Below are 18,237 nucleotides of genomic sequence, written 5' to 3'. Positions count from 1 at the left end.
GTCACTTATCGAAAAAACCGGAGCATGAACTTACTACCTAAATCACTGCTGCGCACGTCTACGCTCCCGCCCTGAGCCACGACAATGCTCTTGGCCATGGCCAGGCCGATGCCGATTGAATCATCGCCGGCATTCTTCCCTTTATAAAAGCGGTTGAAGATATAGGGTAAATCCGCCTTGTCAATGCCTGTACCATTATCCTCAATCACAATCTCGGTATACAATGGATAGTCCCTACAACTAATCCGAATCTCCCCGCCCGCCGGCGTATGCTCCACACAGTTCTTCAATATATTAACCAGCGCCTCCACCGTCCAGTTCAAATCACAGACAAACTCAAACTCCGGACAGTCCACAACCAGCTTCTGTTCCTTTAACTCCATTGTAATTAGCAGCGGCTCGCAGGCCGCGGAAACCAAGCGCTCAGCCGAAACAGCAGCCTTGCGAAACTCCACTGTGCCCGCATCCAGCCGCGAGAGCTTCAATAGCGAAGTAACCAACCACTCAATTCGCTCCAGCTGTCGCCGCAACTTGCCGGTAAACTCCACCCGCTTCTCCTCTGGCAAGTCGCCACACAATAAATCCGTCATCACAAACATTGAGGTCAGCGGCGTCTTTAGCTGATGGGAGATATCTGATAGGGCATCGGCCAGATTGCCCTTCTCTTTACGCAGCGCCGCTGCCTGCTCGCTCAACATAACTGTAACCTTATAGATTTCGCTCTTGAGAATCGACAACTCTCCCTCGGCATTATCCCGGATGTCCAGGCCATAGTTGCCCTCAACTACCCGGGTCAGATATTCGGCAAGCCGGTCCAGCTCCCGATAACGCCACCAGGTGAACCCTAAAAAGAGCAGAACAAAAGCCGCCGAAACAGCAGCAACAATCCCGGCGGCGCTGACTGAAGAACCAACGATTATACCAACCAAAGAAACCAACAGCATAACAGATAGCACAAGCAAAACTTCACGATTCCGAAACATTCTAAGCATCCCACTCACCCGCTTTGTAGCCCAGCCCACGCACAGTATGGATTAAGGCAGGATGCTGGGGATCGTCTTCAATCTTCTCCCGTAGCCGCTTGATGTAGACAGTCAGGGTATTGTCATTCACGAAGTCCCCGGCAATATCCCAGATGCCCTCCAGCAGCTGCGACCGGGAAAGCACCTGGCCCTCGTTATTCACAAAGGTCAACAGCAGCCGATACTCCAAGGCAGTGAGCTGAATCTCAACATCACGCTTATATACCTTGGCCTGGGCCGTGTTAATCAGCACATCCCCGAGGCGGAGCTCTGATCGGTCACCTTTCTCCCCAGTCCCACTCAAACCGCCTTCGGTCTTCCGGTAGCGCCGTAAGACTGTCTTAATCCGAGACACCAGCTCCCGAACCCGAAACGGTTTGGTGATATAATCATCGGCGCCCATATCCAGGCCCATGACAACATTGACCTCATCGTCAACAGCCGTCAAGAAGATGACAGGCACATCGGACTTCTCCTTCACAGTACGGCAAATGTCATAGCCGCTCCCGTCCGGCAAACCAAGGTCTAGGATGATTAAATCGAAGGATTCCTCAAGCACAGAAAGGGCTGAAGTCACGTCATAACAGACAGTAACCGCAAACCCCTCCTGGCCCAGGGAATACTCGAGACCCAGGGCTATTGTTTTATCGTCTTCAACGAGCAGTAACTTCTGCATATGCATCACCGGGGATATTATATCATGATGATGTAGCATATTGTGTGGCTATATTGTCATAAAGAAATAACTGCCGAATGACAGTTATAAATAATCATACCTAATCCTTTTTAGATTGCATTTTTTGGTCAATATCTTCAATTATCTTTTCAACAATTTCTCTAGGTGCTTTCGATGCTGCCTGCTCGATTTGCTCCCAAAAGTGCTTCGACTCCTCAGTTTCTACCCACTTTAAAGTGCTCTCTCTATTCATAAATCTCACTCCTCCCAAATACTCACTTTAGTAAGAGCTCTTTTATTCTTGATACAGCAGCGGCAACCACTCTTTCCCTTTCGATATAGGTCAAAGTGGAAGTTGCAAGGCGCAAGCCCAAAGGCGTATCCACCAAATTTCCTTCGTCATCTTTTCTTTTTAACCGCCTGCCATCAGCAGTATAAATGGAGAATAAAATCCAATATTTTCGTGGAGCAACACCCACAAAAGGCTCAAAGATTACTTTTTCGGTTTCTTCGCCTTCCCCATCTTCAGTAAAGGCAATTGCATCGTCATGTAAATCCTTGGCCATGCTCTTGGGGTAAGGCTCAATATATACTACGCGTTGTAACCCCGCATTAACAATGTGTTTGGCACAATTATGGCATGGAAATGTCGTTGTATATAGGGTGCCTTGTCTACAGGATATCCCCACCCTTCCAGCTCCTAATATTGACTCCATCTCAGCATGGACACATCTTCCAAATTCCGTGATATCCATTAACCGAGTGTTTTTTAATTTGTAAGATACTTGCTCTACATCGTCCGACAGCTGGAGGGCTTTAATTATATCTTCCACTATTTCTCTTTTTATCTTAGCGTTAGAGTCATATCCTTTTCTACAATCGCGAGAATCTAGTGGCGAATCTTCCCAGTATTGCCCTCCCATTGGTGCAGGAACCTCATTTGCTCCTAGAGAGATAACTTCCCTATGTTCATTCAATATGGCCGCACCAACTTGTCTGGACAGGTCGCCCGACTTAAGCGATGCACTATAAGATAAATGCATACCGTATTCATCTGCAGAAGGGGTTATTACCTCTTCCGCAAAAAGAAGTTTTAAATAGCGCTGCAGCTGACCTTCTAACTGTGGCCCATCAGCAACAAAGACGTCTGCCAAGTAATAAGTGTCCCGTAATTGTTGACCATACAATAATTCCTCGCCCTCGTCCCTTGCGAAGATACGGTCAACCTGGTCAGAACTCATTCCTTGTTTCAGCAAGTTTTGTCTTCGGGAAGCTTCCGAAGAATATACCCCTATCAAATGGAACGAGGAACCATATATTCTCCTCAGGCAGAACACTTCTTCAGGATGCTTTAATTGGCGTAAGATAAAGGATTGACCATTGAGATACAGGTGGTCCTCTGATCTTTTTACATGTATTTTTGCAGCAGCGAGTAAAGACAACACCTCGCCACCATCTGTTCTTTCCCGGAGCTCATTCCCGCGATTCATCATGCTATCAATCCGAGAATATTCGCCACCATCATGACAAACCGAACTTCTTAGAGGTAAATTTTCACAAAGAAACTTACTCAGCTCAATCTCTTCCGAAGAATATTCCCTTATTTCCATCTGTTCTTTTAAAATCTGAGTAACTTGTTTCAGCGGAGTTCCCACCGCACCAACCAAACCAAATATTATTTCCGGTTTATCTATAAAATCAAAGTGATCAAGGTTTACAATTGGCACACCACTCACCACACAAAACATATTTACAGACTATTTCGATACTGTGTGCCAAAATCCTGCTACCATTTCAATCATCCTGCACTTTGTCGCAAACGCTTATACGTCCTCACCAACATATAATCAGCCAGTGCATTTTTGAAGTCTTCATCATCCAGTATTCGGGTGAAGAAGGCTTCATTTTGTTCCATACGCTCTACCACCTTATTGAGAAACGCATTCTCGAATGCAAATCGGAAATCATCAATAGAATTATTTTGTGCCTTCTGGGTCAGCTCCTCATCCTCAGCAAAATCCTCAATCAACTGATCGGTGGATATCATATCTGCCTTGGTGAAATTGGTCCCGAACCGCTGATTCAGCCGGTCAATGATTGCCGACAGTTCTTCCTCTTCATCTTCTTTCTTGCCGCTTCCCCCCGGTATCCCCCCAGGTATCTCAGTGCCATCGCCTTCTTTAATCGACAGATCGCCTTCGAAAGTCTTCTTGCTTGTGTAATATTGTAATTCCACCTCATCAGCTAAATTCAAAGACTGCCCTCCGGCCCCCCGCTTGGTTTTCCGCAGCAACAGGTCTAAGAACAAGTAAAGCTTGTGAAGGTCCACGTCTTTGAAGGGTGTAATCTGCAAAAGGAAGGAATAGAGTCGCACAAACTTCTTGCCTAGGTGATTAAAATCATCCTGGAACTCATCATCCAACCTCCAAAATCGCTTAACAGCGTTGTCGATATAGTAATTCAGAATACCGTCGCGCTTTTTGTTGGCTTGGTCGAAATATGCTTCAGTAAATTTGCTCAACTCTTCGTCAATATACACGCCAAACTTATCTAGCTCATGCTGAAGATCGTAAAGGGTATTTGGGTCGGTCACTTCTTCAACGACTGTCTGCTCATAATACGGACGGAAAGCTTCCTGGATGTCCTCTGCTTTGTTTACGAAATCAAGGATGAAGGTATCCTTCTTCCCTTTATGGATTCTGTTCAACCGAGAAAGGGTCTGAACCGCTTTTACTCCCGAAAGTTTCTTGTCGACAAACATCGTATGTAGCAATGGCTGGTCAAAACCCGTCTGGTATTTCTCGGCAACCAGCAAAACCTGGTATTCATCGGTAGCAAACTTAGCGGGCACTTCCGCCTCTTTAAACTGGTTAAAATCTGTTTCTGTGTAGGAGACACCTTCATCATCCACAGTGCCGGTAAACGCGACCAAAGTCTTCATATCTAAGTAACCTTTGCGCTTGATATATTCATCAAAGGCCAGCTTGTATCGCACAGCATGCAACCGGGAACTTGTAACCACCATTGCCTTGGCCCGCCCGCCAACCTTATGCCGAGTAACCTGTCGGAAATGTTCTATCATAATTTCTGTCTTCTGAGCAATGTTATGGGGATGCAAACTAACAAACCGGGCCAATGCTTTGGCCGCTTTACCCTTTTCAAACTTGGGGTCATCCTTAATCCGCTTCGCCAGCTTGTAATAGACTGAGTAGGTGACATAATGCTTGAGGACATCAAGGATAAATCCTTCCTCAATTGCCTGGCGCATGGAGTACAGATGAAAAGGCCTGGGCTTGCCATCGTCGCCCGGAGTGCCAAACATCTCTAGTGTTCTTGCTTTCGGTGTCGCCGTAAAAGCAAAGTAACTTATATTATCCTGTCTACCTTGTCGAGTGATAGAGTCCAGTATTTCCTCGTCCGGGTCATACGCTTTAGCCTCAGCTTCTTCATCAGCTTTTGCTGCCTCTTCTAGACTGCCGACTGAAAGCACCTCCCTCAGGGATGCTGCATGCTTGCCTGCAGCACTGGAATGGGCCTCATCAATAATTACCGCATACTTACGATCACCCAACTGCCCTACCTTCTCTAGGATAAAGGAGAACTTTTGCAGTGTGGAAATGATTATCCGGGTCCCCCCGGCAAGAGCAGAGGCAAGCTGATCAGAGTCCTTGTCTATCTTTTCAACGACGCCGTGCTTATGCTCCAACTGATATATGCTGTCCTGTAGCTGCCGATCCAGAACAAGACGGTCGGTAATAACAATCACTGTATCAAATACAGGTTTATCAGATTCATCATGCAGACTGGATAATCGATGTGCCAACCAGGAGATTGAATTAGTTTTCCCGGACCCTGCACTGTGCTGAATCAGATAACTGCTCCCAGCCCCTTCTGAGCGGGAAGCCGCCTCTAGCTCACGTACAGAAGCTAGCTGATGGTAACGGGGAAATATCAATGTCTCAGAGATATACTGCTTGCCGTTCTCATCCTTCTTTTCTTCCTTCTCCAGATAAACGAAGCGCTTCAGGATATCCAACAGACTGTCTCTTTCAAGAATATCTTCCCATAGATATGCTGTCTTGAATCCATTTGGATTTGGCGGGTTACCCTTGCCACCATTATATCCCTTGTTGAACGGTAGAAAGTAAGTGCTGTCCCCTGCCAAACGGGTGGTCATATACACTTCATCAGTGTCAACGGCAAAGAAAACTACTGCCCTTTTTTTAAACTGGAAAAACATTTCCTTGGGGTCTCTGTCCTTTTGAAACTGCCGCATGGCGTTATTAACATTCTGATCAGTAAACTGGTTTTTCAGCTCCAGTATAACTACCGGTAAACCATTAACAGATAGAAGCATGTCCACGCTGTTTTCATTAACATTGCTATAATGCACCTGCCTAGTAACTGATACTCGGTTCTTCTGGTACAGCTCTAGCATCTCAACATTCATACTGGTGGCCGGCTTAAAAAATGCTAGGTCCAAATAAACGCCATAGTCTTTGATGCCGTGGCGCAGAACGTCAATCATGCCCCGATTATTCAATTCCTGATGAAGGCGACGAACAATCTTAAATTGATACTGTTCCTTATAGATCTCCTTGAGCTTCTGCATCTTCACGGGCTGAGTATCTTCCAAGAACTCGAACAGTAGCCGAGTATCCATGGCGAAGTCTCGATTGAAGTCCGTAGGATTGCCAGAAACATAGCCATGAGAAAGCAAATGCTCTTCGATTTGAGTTTCAAATCCCTTTTCCGTTGGCTTGGATGGAGTTGGCATAAGATCCCTCCTAGTTACCTTCATAGCTCTGTTTCAATAGTGGTTTAGCCCTCTCTAAATCGTCATCAGAGCATATGGTAATAAGTCGCCGCCAGGAAGCTCCTAAACGGAAGAGTCGTTAAGCCTTAAGTATTTAATGTCCCTCACTATCATATCCTCTGACGTCTATTTTTCCGGTAACTGCTTCGGATATCAGGGACTGGCGATAATGCTTAAGGGAATCGATACTGTTTCGGATATCAGCTATAAGGTCATCTATTTCAAAGGTTTTTTGGTCAAGGAAGTTGGCAATGGCTTGTTGTTCTCCTAGAGAAGGAAAAGGAATATAAATATCTAGGAGTTTAGGGACCCTAACGGTTTGAATTGTAGTTTTATCACAGCAGTTATCAAGTTCTTGGTGAAAATTGAAGCTTCTGAGAACCTTGATAAGCCATTGAGAATATATAGCATTTGTATCGGGTGATAACCTAAGTAGATTTGCTGTTATATTACTTCCTTCTTCTTTCAAGGTAACTATCCCAACCTTACCCATTGTTCCACGTACAGACATAACAATATCATCAACCTCAAGTTTTGTTCGAGGAAATTTACTTGCAGTCTCTTCTGAAATATATCTTGGCTCGCATGATTTCGTACAAATCGTTCCATCTTCAGAAAGCATTTCTCCTCGAATTTCAAGAACACCTGTTGATTGATATGATATCCCATAATATGTTGGGTAACGATACACCAACTTCATAACGTGCTTAAGCTTTCTGGACTTCCAATGCTCCGGCACCTGCCCTATCCACTCAACACCTGAATCCTTCATCTTTACATCAGGGTTAAGCCCCTTTGTTACTGCTTCACTGATAACTGACTGCCTGTACTCCTGTAATATCTTGATGAGCTTTTCTTTATCAGCTATAAGGGCATCTATTTCGGATGTTTTTTGGTCTAGGAAGTTGGCGATGGCTTGTTGTTCTTCCAAGAGTGGCAGATAGCAAAGGAATTGACCTATTTCAGAGGCATTGATTGCAGGGTAGCTAACACCTGTAGACCGACTTACAATTTCATTTATATAAGGCTCTGACTGCATTAGACGAAACAGGAACTTGGGGCTGATTGAATCGGTAGGTGATAAAACTGCAAAACCGGTAGAGCATATTAAATTCTTCGGGGGACTATCAAACCAAGTAATTGCTTTTAAGTAAGTTCTAACGGTTGATACAATTGTGTCCCCATCTAGAATAATTCTTCGCGCCCGACTAGGGGATTTTTCAAAGGTGACAGTTTGCACACTATTTACTTTACCCTCTGGCGTTACACTACCGATGTCAACGTAATCAATTATATAATCATTGGGTGTACTTTCTGGAAGTGCTCTTTTATTGATTTTGGCAATGTGCTTTATTTTCGTTTCCCCCCAATGCTCCGGCACCTGCCCTATCCACTCAATACCTGAATCCTTATATTTCTCATAAGGCTTATATTTCGCCATTGCCCATCACCTTCCTGATTTTAGCCAGGATGTCTTTTTCGAGTTCCTTAATCTCACCCATGATTTCCTCTGAAGGTCTAAGGGGTTCATACTTATAAAAATGCCTGGTCAATGGTATCTCGTAGCCCACCTTAGTCTTAGACTCATCAATCCAAGCGTCAGGAACATGTGGCTTTACTTCCCTTTTGAAGTATTCCTGAATATCTTCCTTAAGTGGGACATTCTCAGTATCCCTGAGTTCAGTATCTGGCTCAGGGTTTCCTTTTGAATCAGTGCAAATGTCAGCGGTCTCGTCTCGCTCGGACAGAGCACTTAAGATTGCTTTTAGCACAGGAGCAGATAAAACTACTTCCTCAGATTTAAACGCTTTCTTCAACACCTTAGTAAACTCGTCCCTATTTTTGTATACCACTGAACTATCCATAGAATATAAGACGTTAAGAATCTGTTCCTGAAATTGTTGTCCTTCTTCAATCTCTTGTTGCCCAGCTTGACCTTTCTTTCTAGAAGCAGCTAAGTTTTCAAATGCACGTTCCGCTTTTACTCTTTCTATTCGTTCCTCGGTTACTTGGAAATTTAACCTGAGAGGCCTTTCAACAACAACCTTGTGGAAGCCAAAATCATCATTATCAAAAATCTTACAGTTCTCGACATCTTTAAACTCTGCATAAATCCGAGATATTTCGTTAATCTGCTCTTCAGAGATTTCATGGCGCTTATGCCCAAGGCTCTTGCGCATCTTTTGATAATATTCTACGGCATTAACCAATTGAACTCTGCCTGTGCGGATCGGTCCATTCTTGGGATCATTGTTTTTTCGGTTGGTTACTATCCAGACATAGGTTGAAATACCAGTGTTGTAAAACAACTGGTCTGGTAAGGCGATAATGCCTTCCAGCATATCATTTTCGATTATCCAACGACGGATCTCAGATTCACCGGATCCAGCATCACCAGTAAAAAGAGGGCTGCCGTTAAAAATGATACCGATACGGCTCCCCTGCTCATCTTCCTTCATCTTAGAAATAAGATGCTGCAGGAATAGCAAAGAGCCATCAGATACCCGGGGTAAGCCTGCCCCAAACCGGCCGTTATAACCCTTGGTCTCATGCTCTTCTTTAATAAACTTCTGGGCCTTCTTCCACTCCACACCAAATGGAGGGTTGACCAGCATATAACGGAACTTCTCATCTGCGTGGCCATCTTTCGTAAATGAATCGCCAAGAACAATATTATTGGCGTTGTGGTCTTTTATCATCATATCAGCCTTACAGATAGCATAAGACTGAGGGTTTAGCTCCTGGCCAAATACCTCAACCTGGATATCAGGATTAAGCTCCCGAAGGTATTGCTCTGCAACACTCAACATGCCGCCAGTACCTGCGGCACAGTCATAGACCGTAGTAACCTTACCAGGCATGGTTAAATCCTCATTTGCTCCATTCAAGAGAATATTGACCATTAACTTAATAACTTCCCTGGGGGTATAGTGGTCACCTGCTTCACCATGTTCCGAGAACCTACGGATAAGCTCCTCGAATACATAACCCATTTCCAGGTTGCTGACCACTTCAGGATGAAGATCAATCTCTGCGAATCTAGATACGATAAGATACAACAAGTCGTTATCATCAAGCTTAGTGATGTGCTTATCGAAGTCAAAATGCTCAATAATCTCCCGAGCATTCTTTGAGAAACCATTTATGTAATTCCTCAGGTTACTGGCAATGTTATCTGGCTCTGCAAGAAGCTTTTGGAAATCGTAGGGGCTTGTATTGTTAAACTGCTGCTTTGACACACTGTTGAGGACAGGGTCAATATTTTGCAGATTGGTCTTTTTCAATGCCTCATACCGCTTTAAAACATCTTCCTTTGTATCTTCCAAGACACAATCAAAACGCCGGAGAACCGCCATTGGCAGTACTACATCGCCATACTGCTCTTTCTTGTATGGTCCTCTTAGCAGTTCCGCTATGGTCCAGATAAAGTTTACCTTGTCATTGAAATTGTTCATACTCTTCCCCTCCGTCACAATACTGAGCTATCTTAACATGATTCTACGACAATGCGCGTCAATCCTGCAGGTCGACCTAGCCAAAAAAGTGCCCTGCAGGGATGCAGGGCTTATCAAATCCATCTTATTGCCAGTATCGCATAAATAGTTTGGCTATCTGTTCTTGGTCAACTACAACTAACTTTATTTCCTGATTAAGCCTTGATGTCAGTGCCTGTTGAAGATTATTTATTTTGTAGGTAAACTGATCTGGCAAATCCCCAAGAATGAATAGGTATGCAATGCTTTTGCCAGAGTTTTCTATGCATCTCTTCAAATCTTCGATAGGTCGCTCAGTATTCACAATACCAATATGGTTTTTACATTGCACTGGCACTTCATCAAACATAATCTCTCCAGAGAGTGGATCGAAAATACGTATTAGCATGTCCCACCCTTTTCGCGAATCGCCAGCACGTGAAACCTCAATTCCGGGAATATTTTCTACTAGCCTCGCCACAAATTGCTCGAAGCTTGTAGCCTTCCATTTACGCCCTATTATCTCAAATGTACTCGGAACTACAGTTTCTATGGTATCTGCCCACTCGGCTTCAACCGTTCTTTTCTCTGAGTACTGAGGAGCATTCCACTTCTCTTCCTTGATTAACTCATCCAGCTCCTGGATTGTGTCCTCACTGTAAATCTGGTAATAATGCCCACGTTTTGATAAATCATGCCTAAGAGCGCGAGACACAACGGCTGAGTCAATGTCAATTAACGGTGTAAGTGTTCTACATGGTCTGAAATGATTAAAATCATCGCCTGGGGGATCATTGTAGCCATACTCACCTGAAACCTCGACGATCATAAACTTCCTTAGAGGTCGTTCAAACTGTACAACTAAGCGATCTCCTTTGTTTAGCCTCTCTAACATAAATTTGGAGTAGCGCCAAACAACTTTCTCGCTGTCATTGAGCTTTTGGGAGTTTTTCAGTTGCCTTAGATCATGCCACCCCCAGCCAAAATGGACCCTTCCCTTTTGTTCAATTTCCTCTTTTAAATAAGACGAGTATTTGTCACCACCCAAGGTGACAATTTTAAAATACCTGCACACCTCAAAACACCTCCACTTAATTTTCTCACATGATGCCGGCTTTACAATTCAAACCGGGTTACAACAGGGTTATGGTCACTTAAGATTCTGACAGTTTCCATCCACAAGAACCTCACAGGCTACCAGCTTTCCAGCCAGTTTCTTGCTGACATGGATGTAGTCGTCCTGCCAGGGGAAGTCGCTTTTTGAATGACGATGAGTCTGGACATCACACCGTACAAACTGATAACCGTTAAATTCTTTCTGCCTGGCAATGTGACTTCAGCCGCTACCACAGCCCCCGGGTGACTGTTGTCAAATTCTACTTCCTCTGCAGGAAAACGGGTAAGTATTGCTGAGCCCCATTTCCTTGAGCCGCCTATTTCTCGGTAAATTACATGGTAGCCTGGCAGGTTGTCAGGAGGCACACATTCCTGAAGCAAAGCAATATCCGATCGAATAACTTCAGTCAGGTATTCCCAGGCCTCTCGCCTCTGTTCATGTTTCCGCTTCCAGTGGTCCATATTCCATGTTAAAACAGTTAACATTTGACTCCCTTACGTTCTTACAAAAATAACCCCGCAAGCACAAAACAGGCTCACGAGATTAGATGTTAAACTATTCGACGTTTAATAACTGACTCCTGCGAAAAGTTATGGTTTTCTTCAATCTTTGAAGGCATCGATAGTTTTGCGGAGCAAGTTTTCTGGACTGTTTCCTATCTGCCACCGGCCCTCGGGCTGCAAGGATCTCTTAATTCTAAAGTAGATTACAGTTTGATGGACTAGGGCTAGAGGTTTTGCCAATTCCCAAGCGGCTGTAATATCCTCTATATCCCTGCCCAAGTACGTGGCCCAGCTTTTCAAGTAACTAGAGACTATGTGCTCCTTGTCTGTTTCTGAGAACTCACATTCATTTAGGAAGGGATCCAGACTGAAGAAGGGGTGGGAAATAGAGCCGTCGGTCCAGTCGAAGAAAACCACTCCGTCATCATTGATGTTTATGTTGCCGCAATACAGGTCGCCGTGCTCCAGGGTTTCGGGGATTTTGTATGCTGCAAGTTGCCGACACTTCTGCTTAATCGCCGGTACAATCCTGCCCCATTCTTTTGCAGCTGTTTCGGGTATAAGTCCCTGGGTGGCCATATTTGATGACTCAGTCAGTAAACTAGCCCAACTCTCCAGGCGATCCAAGCCGCCTCTAATGACTAAGTCAATAGCCAACTGCTTAGCATAGGGGACCTCCTCTTGCTGGAGCTGGGCATAGGACTTGAGCACAGTGGCCCAGTAAGCCGGATCGGTAAAATCACATAGCGCACGTCCACCAAAATCCCTAGTAAGCAGCCAACCCTTACCGCTGTTGGTGGATATAACCCGGGGAACTGAGCCCGGGTATCTCTTGTTCAAGTGCCTGACCAGCCCAGGCTCCCGGGAAAAGACCGGGGGCACAGCTTTAAACCAGGCCCAGCCCTGGTCAGTGGGAACCCTCAGTATGCAAGACAGGCCCCAGACTTTGACGTGCTCAATCGGCCCTGTTGCTGGCGTTCCCTTCTTTTCAAGCTTCTCCAGTATCCACTTTTCCGCCTTCTCAAACCAACCGATTCGGGCCCAAGGTGGAGTAATCGGCAACAGTTTGCCGATTGAATGTTTTGCGAGTAATTTAGAATGCTCCGAGTCTAGGCTCCCCAGTTCCTCTTTGCTAAACCAGCGCCCGTTAAGGGGAGTAATATTTGCACTGAGGTTCTCGGCTGCGTAAACCCGGAGGTGGTCCTGAATACAGTGCAATAGATGAACCCGTAATCCCAGCTGTTTTCGGATAGCCTGGGTGATTCCGTTCACCTCGGAGTGGCGTTCATTGCCAGGAAAAACAGGAAGAGTCCAGTGTACTTGTTGTTTAAGCAGAAGTACTTTTAAATCCCGGGGATTGACGATAAGAATATGGGCATCAGGCATGTATTTTACCTCCAGTGCTGTACATTTGACTCAATCATCATATCACAGAGTTTTACTATAGTGTGCGCATATTCTATGACAGCCTCACTCAGCAAACTGTTGTGTCGATAAAATGCACGCTCAAGATTGTCGGGCAAGGAGTGTAATTACTTTTGTGTAAATGGTTTATTCGCTAGTGATTTGTTTAGACTAGTATCGGCTCTTACCTTCTGGCAGATAGGGCAATGCTGGAGAGCAACCCGAGCGCCCTCGAATATCTGCTGTAGGGTGTCTTTAAAGAGGTCTTTGAGCATGTTATGGACATCATCGACAGTTTCACATTCACGGGCTAATTCTTTGATGGTTTTGTTCTCGGCTTTTTGCATAAATGGTCAACTCCTTTAGTTGGTAGTTATACCCATTTACACAATCTTTATTACGCTCTCATGAACGAACTAAGCATGGATACGGCTTCAGGGAACTAGAATCTCTGTTTAGCACTGGTCGGTTTCTTGCATTTTACGTCATGCCCAGACATCAAAATCCCACAGCTTATACCCTTTCCGAGAGGACAAGCAGACAATTGCTCGGCTGGCAAACAAATACAATATACAGATCATCGAAGATGACTACCTGGCTGACCTAGGCTCCAAGAAAGGGTCACTGCCAATCCATTACTATGACACAAGCAAAAGAACTCCTACATCCGCAGCTTCTCGAAGACGTTTATGCCTGGATTGCGCATTGGGGCAGCAGTTCTCAATAATACTTTACAAGAGCAAGTCACCAACCTTAAACACCTCAGCGACCTTAACACTTCCGGCCTCCACCAAGCAGCATTGGACATATTCATTAAGTCCGGGTTGTATGCCAAACATATCAGTAAAATAAAAAGCGCCTATACAACTAAACTAAAGAAGGCTCAGGTAATTTTTCAGGCCCTAAGCCCCCCAGGCCTCAACTGGCATGTTCCTCAACATGGTATTTTCATCTGGCTGGAGTTACCCACTCAACAAGCTGAGAGCTTTAGCAACAGACTCAAGCAACTGGGGATAATAGTCCAGTCGGCTGCGGATTGCTTTCCCGAGGATTGGGTCCCGGGCACTATTAGAGTCGACCCAGCTAAATGTATCCGGCTTTGCATAGCTGAAATCCCTGATGATAATCTCGACAGCTTTGCCACGATTTTAAAAGAAGTAAAGCCGAATTACGCCGGGGGTTCATCTGTAATTATCAATAACGCACCACAAAATGGCCATTTTCTATAACTACGTACAAAGAGGCTTGACATCATTATCGCACTTTGCCTTGACCGGCGCGAGTATTCGGCATATGCTTAGTAATAAGCTTGTCCAAGGAGGTACTGATTTGGTCTACATATTAGTTCCCTTTGTCTTATTGCTCCTGGCGCTCGCTCTCTGCATATATATCAATCCCGGTCCAAATGTGCGTCAATCGAACAAAACTGCCTGGTTGAAGCAAGTCCCCATCGCTCATCGAGGGCTGCACACTGACGATGCGGATGTTCCCGAAAACTCTATACATGCCTTTCGCCGGGCGATTGACAAGGGCTACGGGATAGAAATTGACGTACAGCTTTCGGCGGATGGACGGGTGATAGTGTTTCATGACTATAATTTAAAACGAATGATCGGTTTAGACATGAACACTGCGGACCTTACCTGGGATCAATTAGAGGGCTTGCGCCTGCTGGATGGCGATCAGGGAATTCCGCTGCTTAAAGATCTACTGTCGCTCATTGATGGCAAAGTACCGCTATTGATTGAGGTAAAAAATGAAGGCGCCGTTGGTCCGTTGGAACAGGCGCTAATCGATGATTTACAGGATTACACAGGCGATTTTGCAATCCAGGCCTTTAACCCGTTTGTGCTGGCGTACATAAAAAAACATGCCCCCCAGTATATTCGGGGACAACTTTCCAGCGATTTTAAGAACGAAGACCTGGCCTGGTGGAAGAAGTTTGTTTTACGCTACTTACTTTTGAATAAGATCAGCGAACCTTCTTTTGTCGCCTACGAAACGGGCACCCTGCCCGGGTGGCTTGCAAAGCGCCTGAAGCAAAAAGGCCTATATCTGCTTACCTGGACTGTCAAGGATATGGAGAGCTACAAGCGGGACATTCAAATATTCGACAATGTGATTTTTGAGGGGTTTGAAGCGCCACGCAAATAAGACTCAGCCACTGTAGCAGGCCTGAACCGGATATCCGGAGCCTCGCTGGGAATACTGAAGGTCAAAAAGTAGATTGGAGTGACGCTTGTGGAAGCGGCAATCTTTTTGGCCTTGCTGGCAGTTCTGGGATTCGGCATCTACTGGGCAAAAGAGTATCGGCAGAAGACCACATTGCTAAATTCCACCATCACCCAGCTTACCCGCTGCAATAAAGACATGAAAATAACTCTGCTCAAGGGATTAATCCGACGTTTTGGCAATGGTGATGACGATGAAGAAACCCCCTGGGATTTTGAACGTTTTGTTGGCCGGGTCCTTGAGCAGTATTATAATTGTTCTGTAGAAGTAACAATGGCTAGCAATGACTATGGCGTTGATCTGCGCCTGCATCAGTCCGATGGACTATACTTGGGACAGGTTAAGTGTTATCAAGAAGATAACAAGGTTGGCTTCGAGCCGATTGCAATAATCCACTCCCAGATGCTAAAGCAAAAGGCCAGGGGTGGCTATGTGGTTACGACTTCTGACTATACAGCCAACGCTAGACAATATGCAGCAGATTTGAATATCCGCCTGATTAACGGTTGTGAATTAGTGGAGATGTGGACAGAGACTGTGGAGGCGGCCGAGACAAAAAATAAAGCCGCTGCAAAACCTCAGCAAGCATAAGCGCAATAAAGCCCGGACACACACTATAACTGTCCGGGCTTTTTGATTTACTCCCACCAGAGATTAGCCAGGGGAATGTTTAGCCCCGCGAAATCGGGATGCTCCACGACTTCGGCTTCCATGCCCGCTGCCGGCCGGCTGTAATAGCCTTTGTCGTAGACAAAACACTCCAGGATTTTCTCGATTGGGTCCAGCAACCAATAATGCTGAACCTCCGCTTGTTTGTAAATCTCCATTTTGTCAATCCGGTCGCGACGACGGCTGTCCCGGGACATGACTTCGGCTATCAACGTCGGAGCGCCCTCAACTTTTGTATCCTTAAGTATGTCCCGTTGCGGGCCGGCAACATAGATAATATCCGGGCATACAATCGTGTCATCGGCCAGGGCCACATCCAGAGGCGCGCTAAAAACCTCGCCCTGGGGGTCAATTTGTCTAAAATAGGTAATGAGCAAATACTGCAACTCCCGGGCTACCCGTTGGTGTAGAATACTCGGGGCCGGGGTCAGAACCGATTTGCCGGCAAGCAGTTCATACCTGCCTCCCTGTTGTGCCGCCGGCCTGCTGGGAGTTGTCCGATAATCGCCTGACTCTTCCCCAACAGCAGTGCCAGCCAAAGCGGCAACCACTGCCTCAAGATTATAGCGATATTGCCTGCTGCCCAATTCAACATAGGGAATCCGCTTTGTCCGGGTGTACCGCCAAATTGTTTCTACCGAAAGGTCAAGCGTGTCGGCAAGTGCTTGAGCAGTTATTAAATCTTTGGCCATATTACCACCTCCGACACCATCATACAACAAAAAACAAGTAAAATCAACTAGACTAGCTTTTTAAAGCCCCGGCTTGCGCCGGGGCTACGTTTCTAACTGACCTAACCTGCCTTGACAATTTCCTCTGCATTGTCAAATTCTTTGAGCACTTCAGGAGTAGGTTCTTTGCCAAGCAGACTGACAACAACGATGGCGATGGAGGAGAACAAGAAGCCGGGAACGATTTCATAGAGGGCAGAGCCGGTGTATTCCCAGAGAATGACGGTGAGTCCACCGACAATCATGCCGACCAAGGCGCCATTCTTGGTCATCCGCCGCCAGAACAGGGAGAACAGTACCGCAGGGCCAAAGGCAGCGCCGAAACCGGCCCAAGCGTATGCCACCAATTCCAAAACCTGTCCGCCGCTGAAGGCAAGAATCAGTGCAATCCCCGCGATAACAAGCACGGCAACTCTGCTTACCCAAACCAGCTCCTTCTGGCTGGCATTGCGCCGGAAGAACGTGTGATAGAAGTCTTCTGTCAGTGCGCTGGAAGACACCAGCAACTGAGAGTCGATGGTGCTCATAATCGCAGCCAGAACCGCTGCCAGCAATACTCCAGCTATCCAAGGATTAAAGACCAGTTGGACAACTTCCATGAACACCCACTCGGGGTCAGGTAACCCGTTGCCGGGGCCAAATGCAGAAATGCCGATGAAGCCGACAAATACAGCACCATAAAGGGTGAGGACTACCCAGACCACAGAGATAAGGCGCGAGACCTTCACATCCTTAAGCGAACGGATAGCCATAAACCGAGCGAGAATATGAGGTTGGCCAAAGTACCCTAGCCCCCAGGCAAGAGCGGAGATTATCGCTACAGCGCTCATGGAGCCAAGTGAGACCCATTGTCCTCCGTTCTCGATAGCGTAATCCACATCGGCGCCAATATCCAACAAACCGGGGTTGGCGTTGCTGATGGCATCTGCCACCGCACCCAAACCTCCAACATACTGTATTGTCAAAATCGGGGCAATGATCAACGCAAGGAACATCAGGCCACCCTGGAAGAAGTCGCTCCAACTGACCGCAAAGAATCCGCCCATAAACGTATAGGCGACAATAACAAATGTACCGATTAGCAGCGCAGTTGTGTAATCCATGCCGAAGGCTGCTTCAAAGAGTTTGCCGCCGGCCACCAGTCCGGAAGCAGTGTAGAACAAGAAGAAAGTAAGAATAAAAATAGCGGAAGCTATCCTAAGAACATGGGTTTTGTCCTGAAAACGATTGGCGAAATAATCGGAGAGTGTAATTGAATCGCCAAAGGTTTCGGTGAAACTCCGCAGTCTTTTGGCCACATACTGCCAGTTTAACAATGTCCCGGTAGCCAAACCAATTGCAATCCAGATACTCCAGGCGCCGAGACCGGTAGCATATGCAGCGCCGGGCAGGCCCAGGAGCAACCAACCGCTCATGTCACTGGCCTGAGCAGAAAGCGCAGCCACCCACTTATTAAGGTTCCGTCCGGCGATTACGTAGTCTGAAAGCGTATTAGTCATGCGATAAGTAATGATTCCGACAGTTATCATGGCAACCAGATAGAAGCCAAAGGTAATGTAGGTTGGGGTCATTTGCTTTCCCCCCTCTTCTCATG

The 18,237-nt window shown here is 46.0% G+C and carries 15 protein-coding genes; 3 read left to right on the top strand and 12 right to left on the bottom strand.

Features of this window, described 5'->3' with window-relative positions; genetic code table 11:
• Positions 1-5: 5 nt before the first annotated feature.
• The 10 genes from FH749_09810 to FH749_09765 form a co-directional block, all read right to left on the bottom strand.
• On the bottom strand, positions 6-983 hold the full coding sequence (locus tag FH749_09810; protein ID MTI95760.1) for a HAMP domain-containing histidine kinase: 978 nt from the start codon (positions 981-983) through the stop codon (positions 6-8).
• A 1-nt stretch (position 984) separates the two neighbouring features.
• Complete coding sequence (locus FH749_09805; protein ID MTI95759.1) at positions 985-1,737, bottom strand: response regulator transcription factor; 753 nt, start codon at positions 1,735-1,737, stop codon at positions 985-987.
• A gap of 236 nt (positions 1,738-1,973) precedes the next feature.
• On the bottom strand, positions 1,974-3,446 hold the full coding sequence (locus FH749_09800) for a cytidine deaminase (protein MTI95758.1): 1,473 nt from the start codon (positions 3,444-3,446) through the stop codon (positions 1,974-1,976).
• A 50-nt stretch (positions 3,447-3,496) separates the two neighbouring features.
• On the bottom strand, positions 3,497-6,499 hold the full coding sequence (locus FH749_09795) for a type I restriction endonuclease subunit R (GenBank protein ID MTI95757.1): 3,003 nt from the start codon (positions 6,497-6,499) through the stop codon (positions 3,497-3,499).
• Between the two features lie 109 nt (positions 6,500-6,608).
• Positions 6,609-7,955: a restriction endonuclease subunit S gene (locus FH749_09790; GenBank protein MTI95756.1), complete on the bottom strand. Its 1,347-nt coding sequence runs from the start codon at positions 7,953-7,955 to the stop codon at positions 6,609-6,611.
• Positions 7,942-9,969 carry an SAM-dependent DNA methyltransferase gene (locus FH749_09785; GenBank protein MTI95755.1) on the bottom strand — a complete coding sequence of 676 codons (2,028 nt, stop codon included), beginning with the start codon at positions 9,967-9,969 and terminating at the stop codon, positions 7,942-7,944. Before FH749_09785 ends, FH749_09790 begins: the two co-directional genes overlap by 14 nt.
• A 124-nt stretch (positions 9,970-10,093) precedes the next feature.
• A complete protein-coding gene (locus tag FH749_09780; GenBank protein ID MTI95754.1) occupies positions 10,094-11,062 on the bottom strand; it encodes a hypothetical protein in 969 nt (322 codons plus the stop codon).
• Between the two features lie 119 nt (positions 11,063-11,181).
• Positions 11,182-11,589: a hypothetical protein gene (locus tag FH749_09775; protein ID MTI95753.1), complete on the bottom strand. Its 408-nt coding sequence runs from the start codon at positions 11,587-11,589 to the stop codon at positions 11,182-11,184.
• Between the two features lie 117 nt (positions 11,590-11,706).
• Positions 11,707-12,993 carry a hypothetical protein gene (locus FH749_09770; GenBank protein MTI95752.1) on the bottom strand — a complete coding sequence of 429 codons (1,287 nt, stop codon included), beginning with the start codon at positions 12,991-12,993 and terminating at the stop codon, positions 11,707-11,709.
• A gap of 146 nt (positions 12,994-13,139) precedes the next feature.
• On the bottom strand, positions 13,140-13,358 hold the full coding sequence (locus tag FH749_09765) for a hypothetical protein (protein MTI95751.1): 219 nt from the start codon (positions 13,356-13,358) through the stop codon (positions 13,140-13,142).
• A 342-nt stretch (positions 13,359-13,700) separates the two neighbouring features.
• On the opposite strand from FH749_09765, the gene FH749_09760 reads away from it, so the two are divergent.
• The 3 genes from FH749_09760 to FH749_09750 all read left to right on the top strand — a co-directional run bounded on the left by FH749_09760 (position 13,701) and on the right by FH749_09750 (position 15,834).
• A complete protein-coding gene (locus FH749_09760) occupies positions 13,701-14,240 on the top strand; it encodes an aminotransferase class I/II-fold pyridoxal phosphate-dependent enzyme (protein MTI95750.1) in 540 nt (179 codons plus the stop codon).
• The gene (locus tag FH749_09755; GenBank protein MTI95749.1) at positions 14,224-15,165 is read left to right on the top strand and encodes a glycerophosphodiester phosphodiesterase; all 942 of its coding nucleotides are present in this window, start codon (positions 14,224-14,226) and stop codon (positions 15,163-15,165) included. Before FH749_09760 ends, FH749_09755 begins: the two co-directional genes overlap by 17 nt.
• 87 nt (positions 15,166-15,252) lie before the next feature.
• Positions 15,253-15,834, top strand: a complete 582-nt coding sequence (locus FH749_09750) for a restriction endonuclease (protein ID MTI95748.1) — start codon at positions 15,253-15,255, stop codon at positions 15,832-15,834.
• Between the two features lie 47 nt (positions 15,835-15,881).
• On the opposite strand, the gene FH749_09745 is transcribed toward FH749_09750, so the two are convergent.
• Together FH749_09745 and putP are read right to left on the bottom strand one after the other, a co-directional pair.
• Complete coding sequence (locus FH749_09745) at positions 15,882-16,604, bottom strand: DNA-binding protein (GenBank protein MTI95747.1); 723 nt, start codon at positions 16,602-16,604, stop codon at positions 15,882-15,884.
• A 101-nt stretch (positions 16,605-16,705) separates the two neighbouring features.
• Complete coding sequence (putP, locus tag FH749_09740; protein MTI95746.1) at positions 16,706-18,214, bottom strand: sodium/proline symporter PutP; 1,509 nt, start codon at positions 18,212-18,214, stop codon at positions 16,706-16,708.
• Between the last annotated feature and the right edge of the window lie 23 nt (positions 18,215-18,237).

Source organism: Bacillota bacterium (assembly GCA_009711825.1).
In the GTDB taxonomy this organism is placed as follows: domain Bacteria; phylum Bacillota; class Proteinivoracia; order UBA4975; family VEMY01; genus VEMY01.
This window is presented reverse-complemented; position numbering and strand designations above follow the sequence as displayed.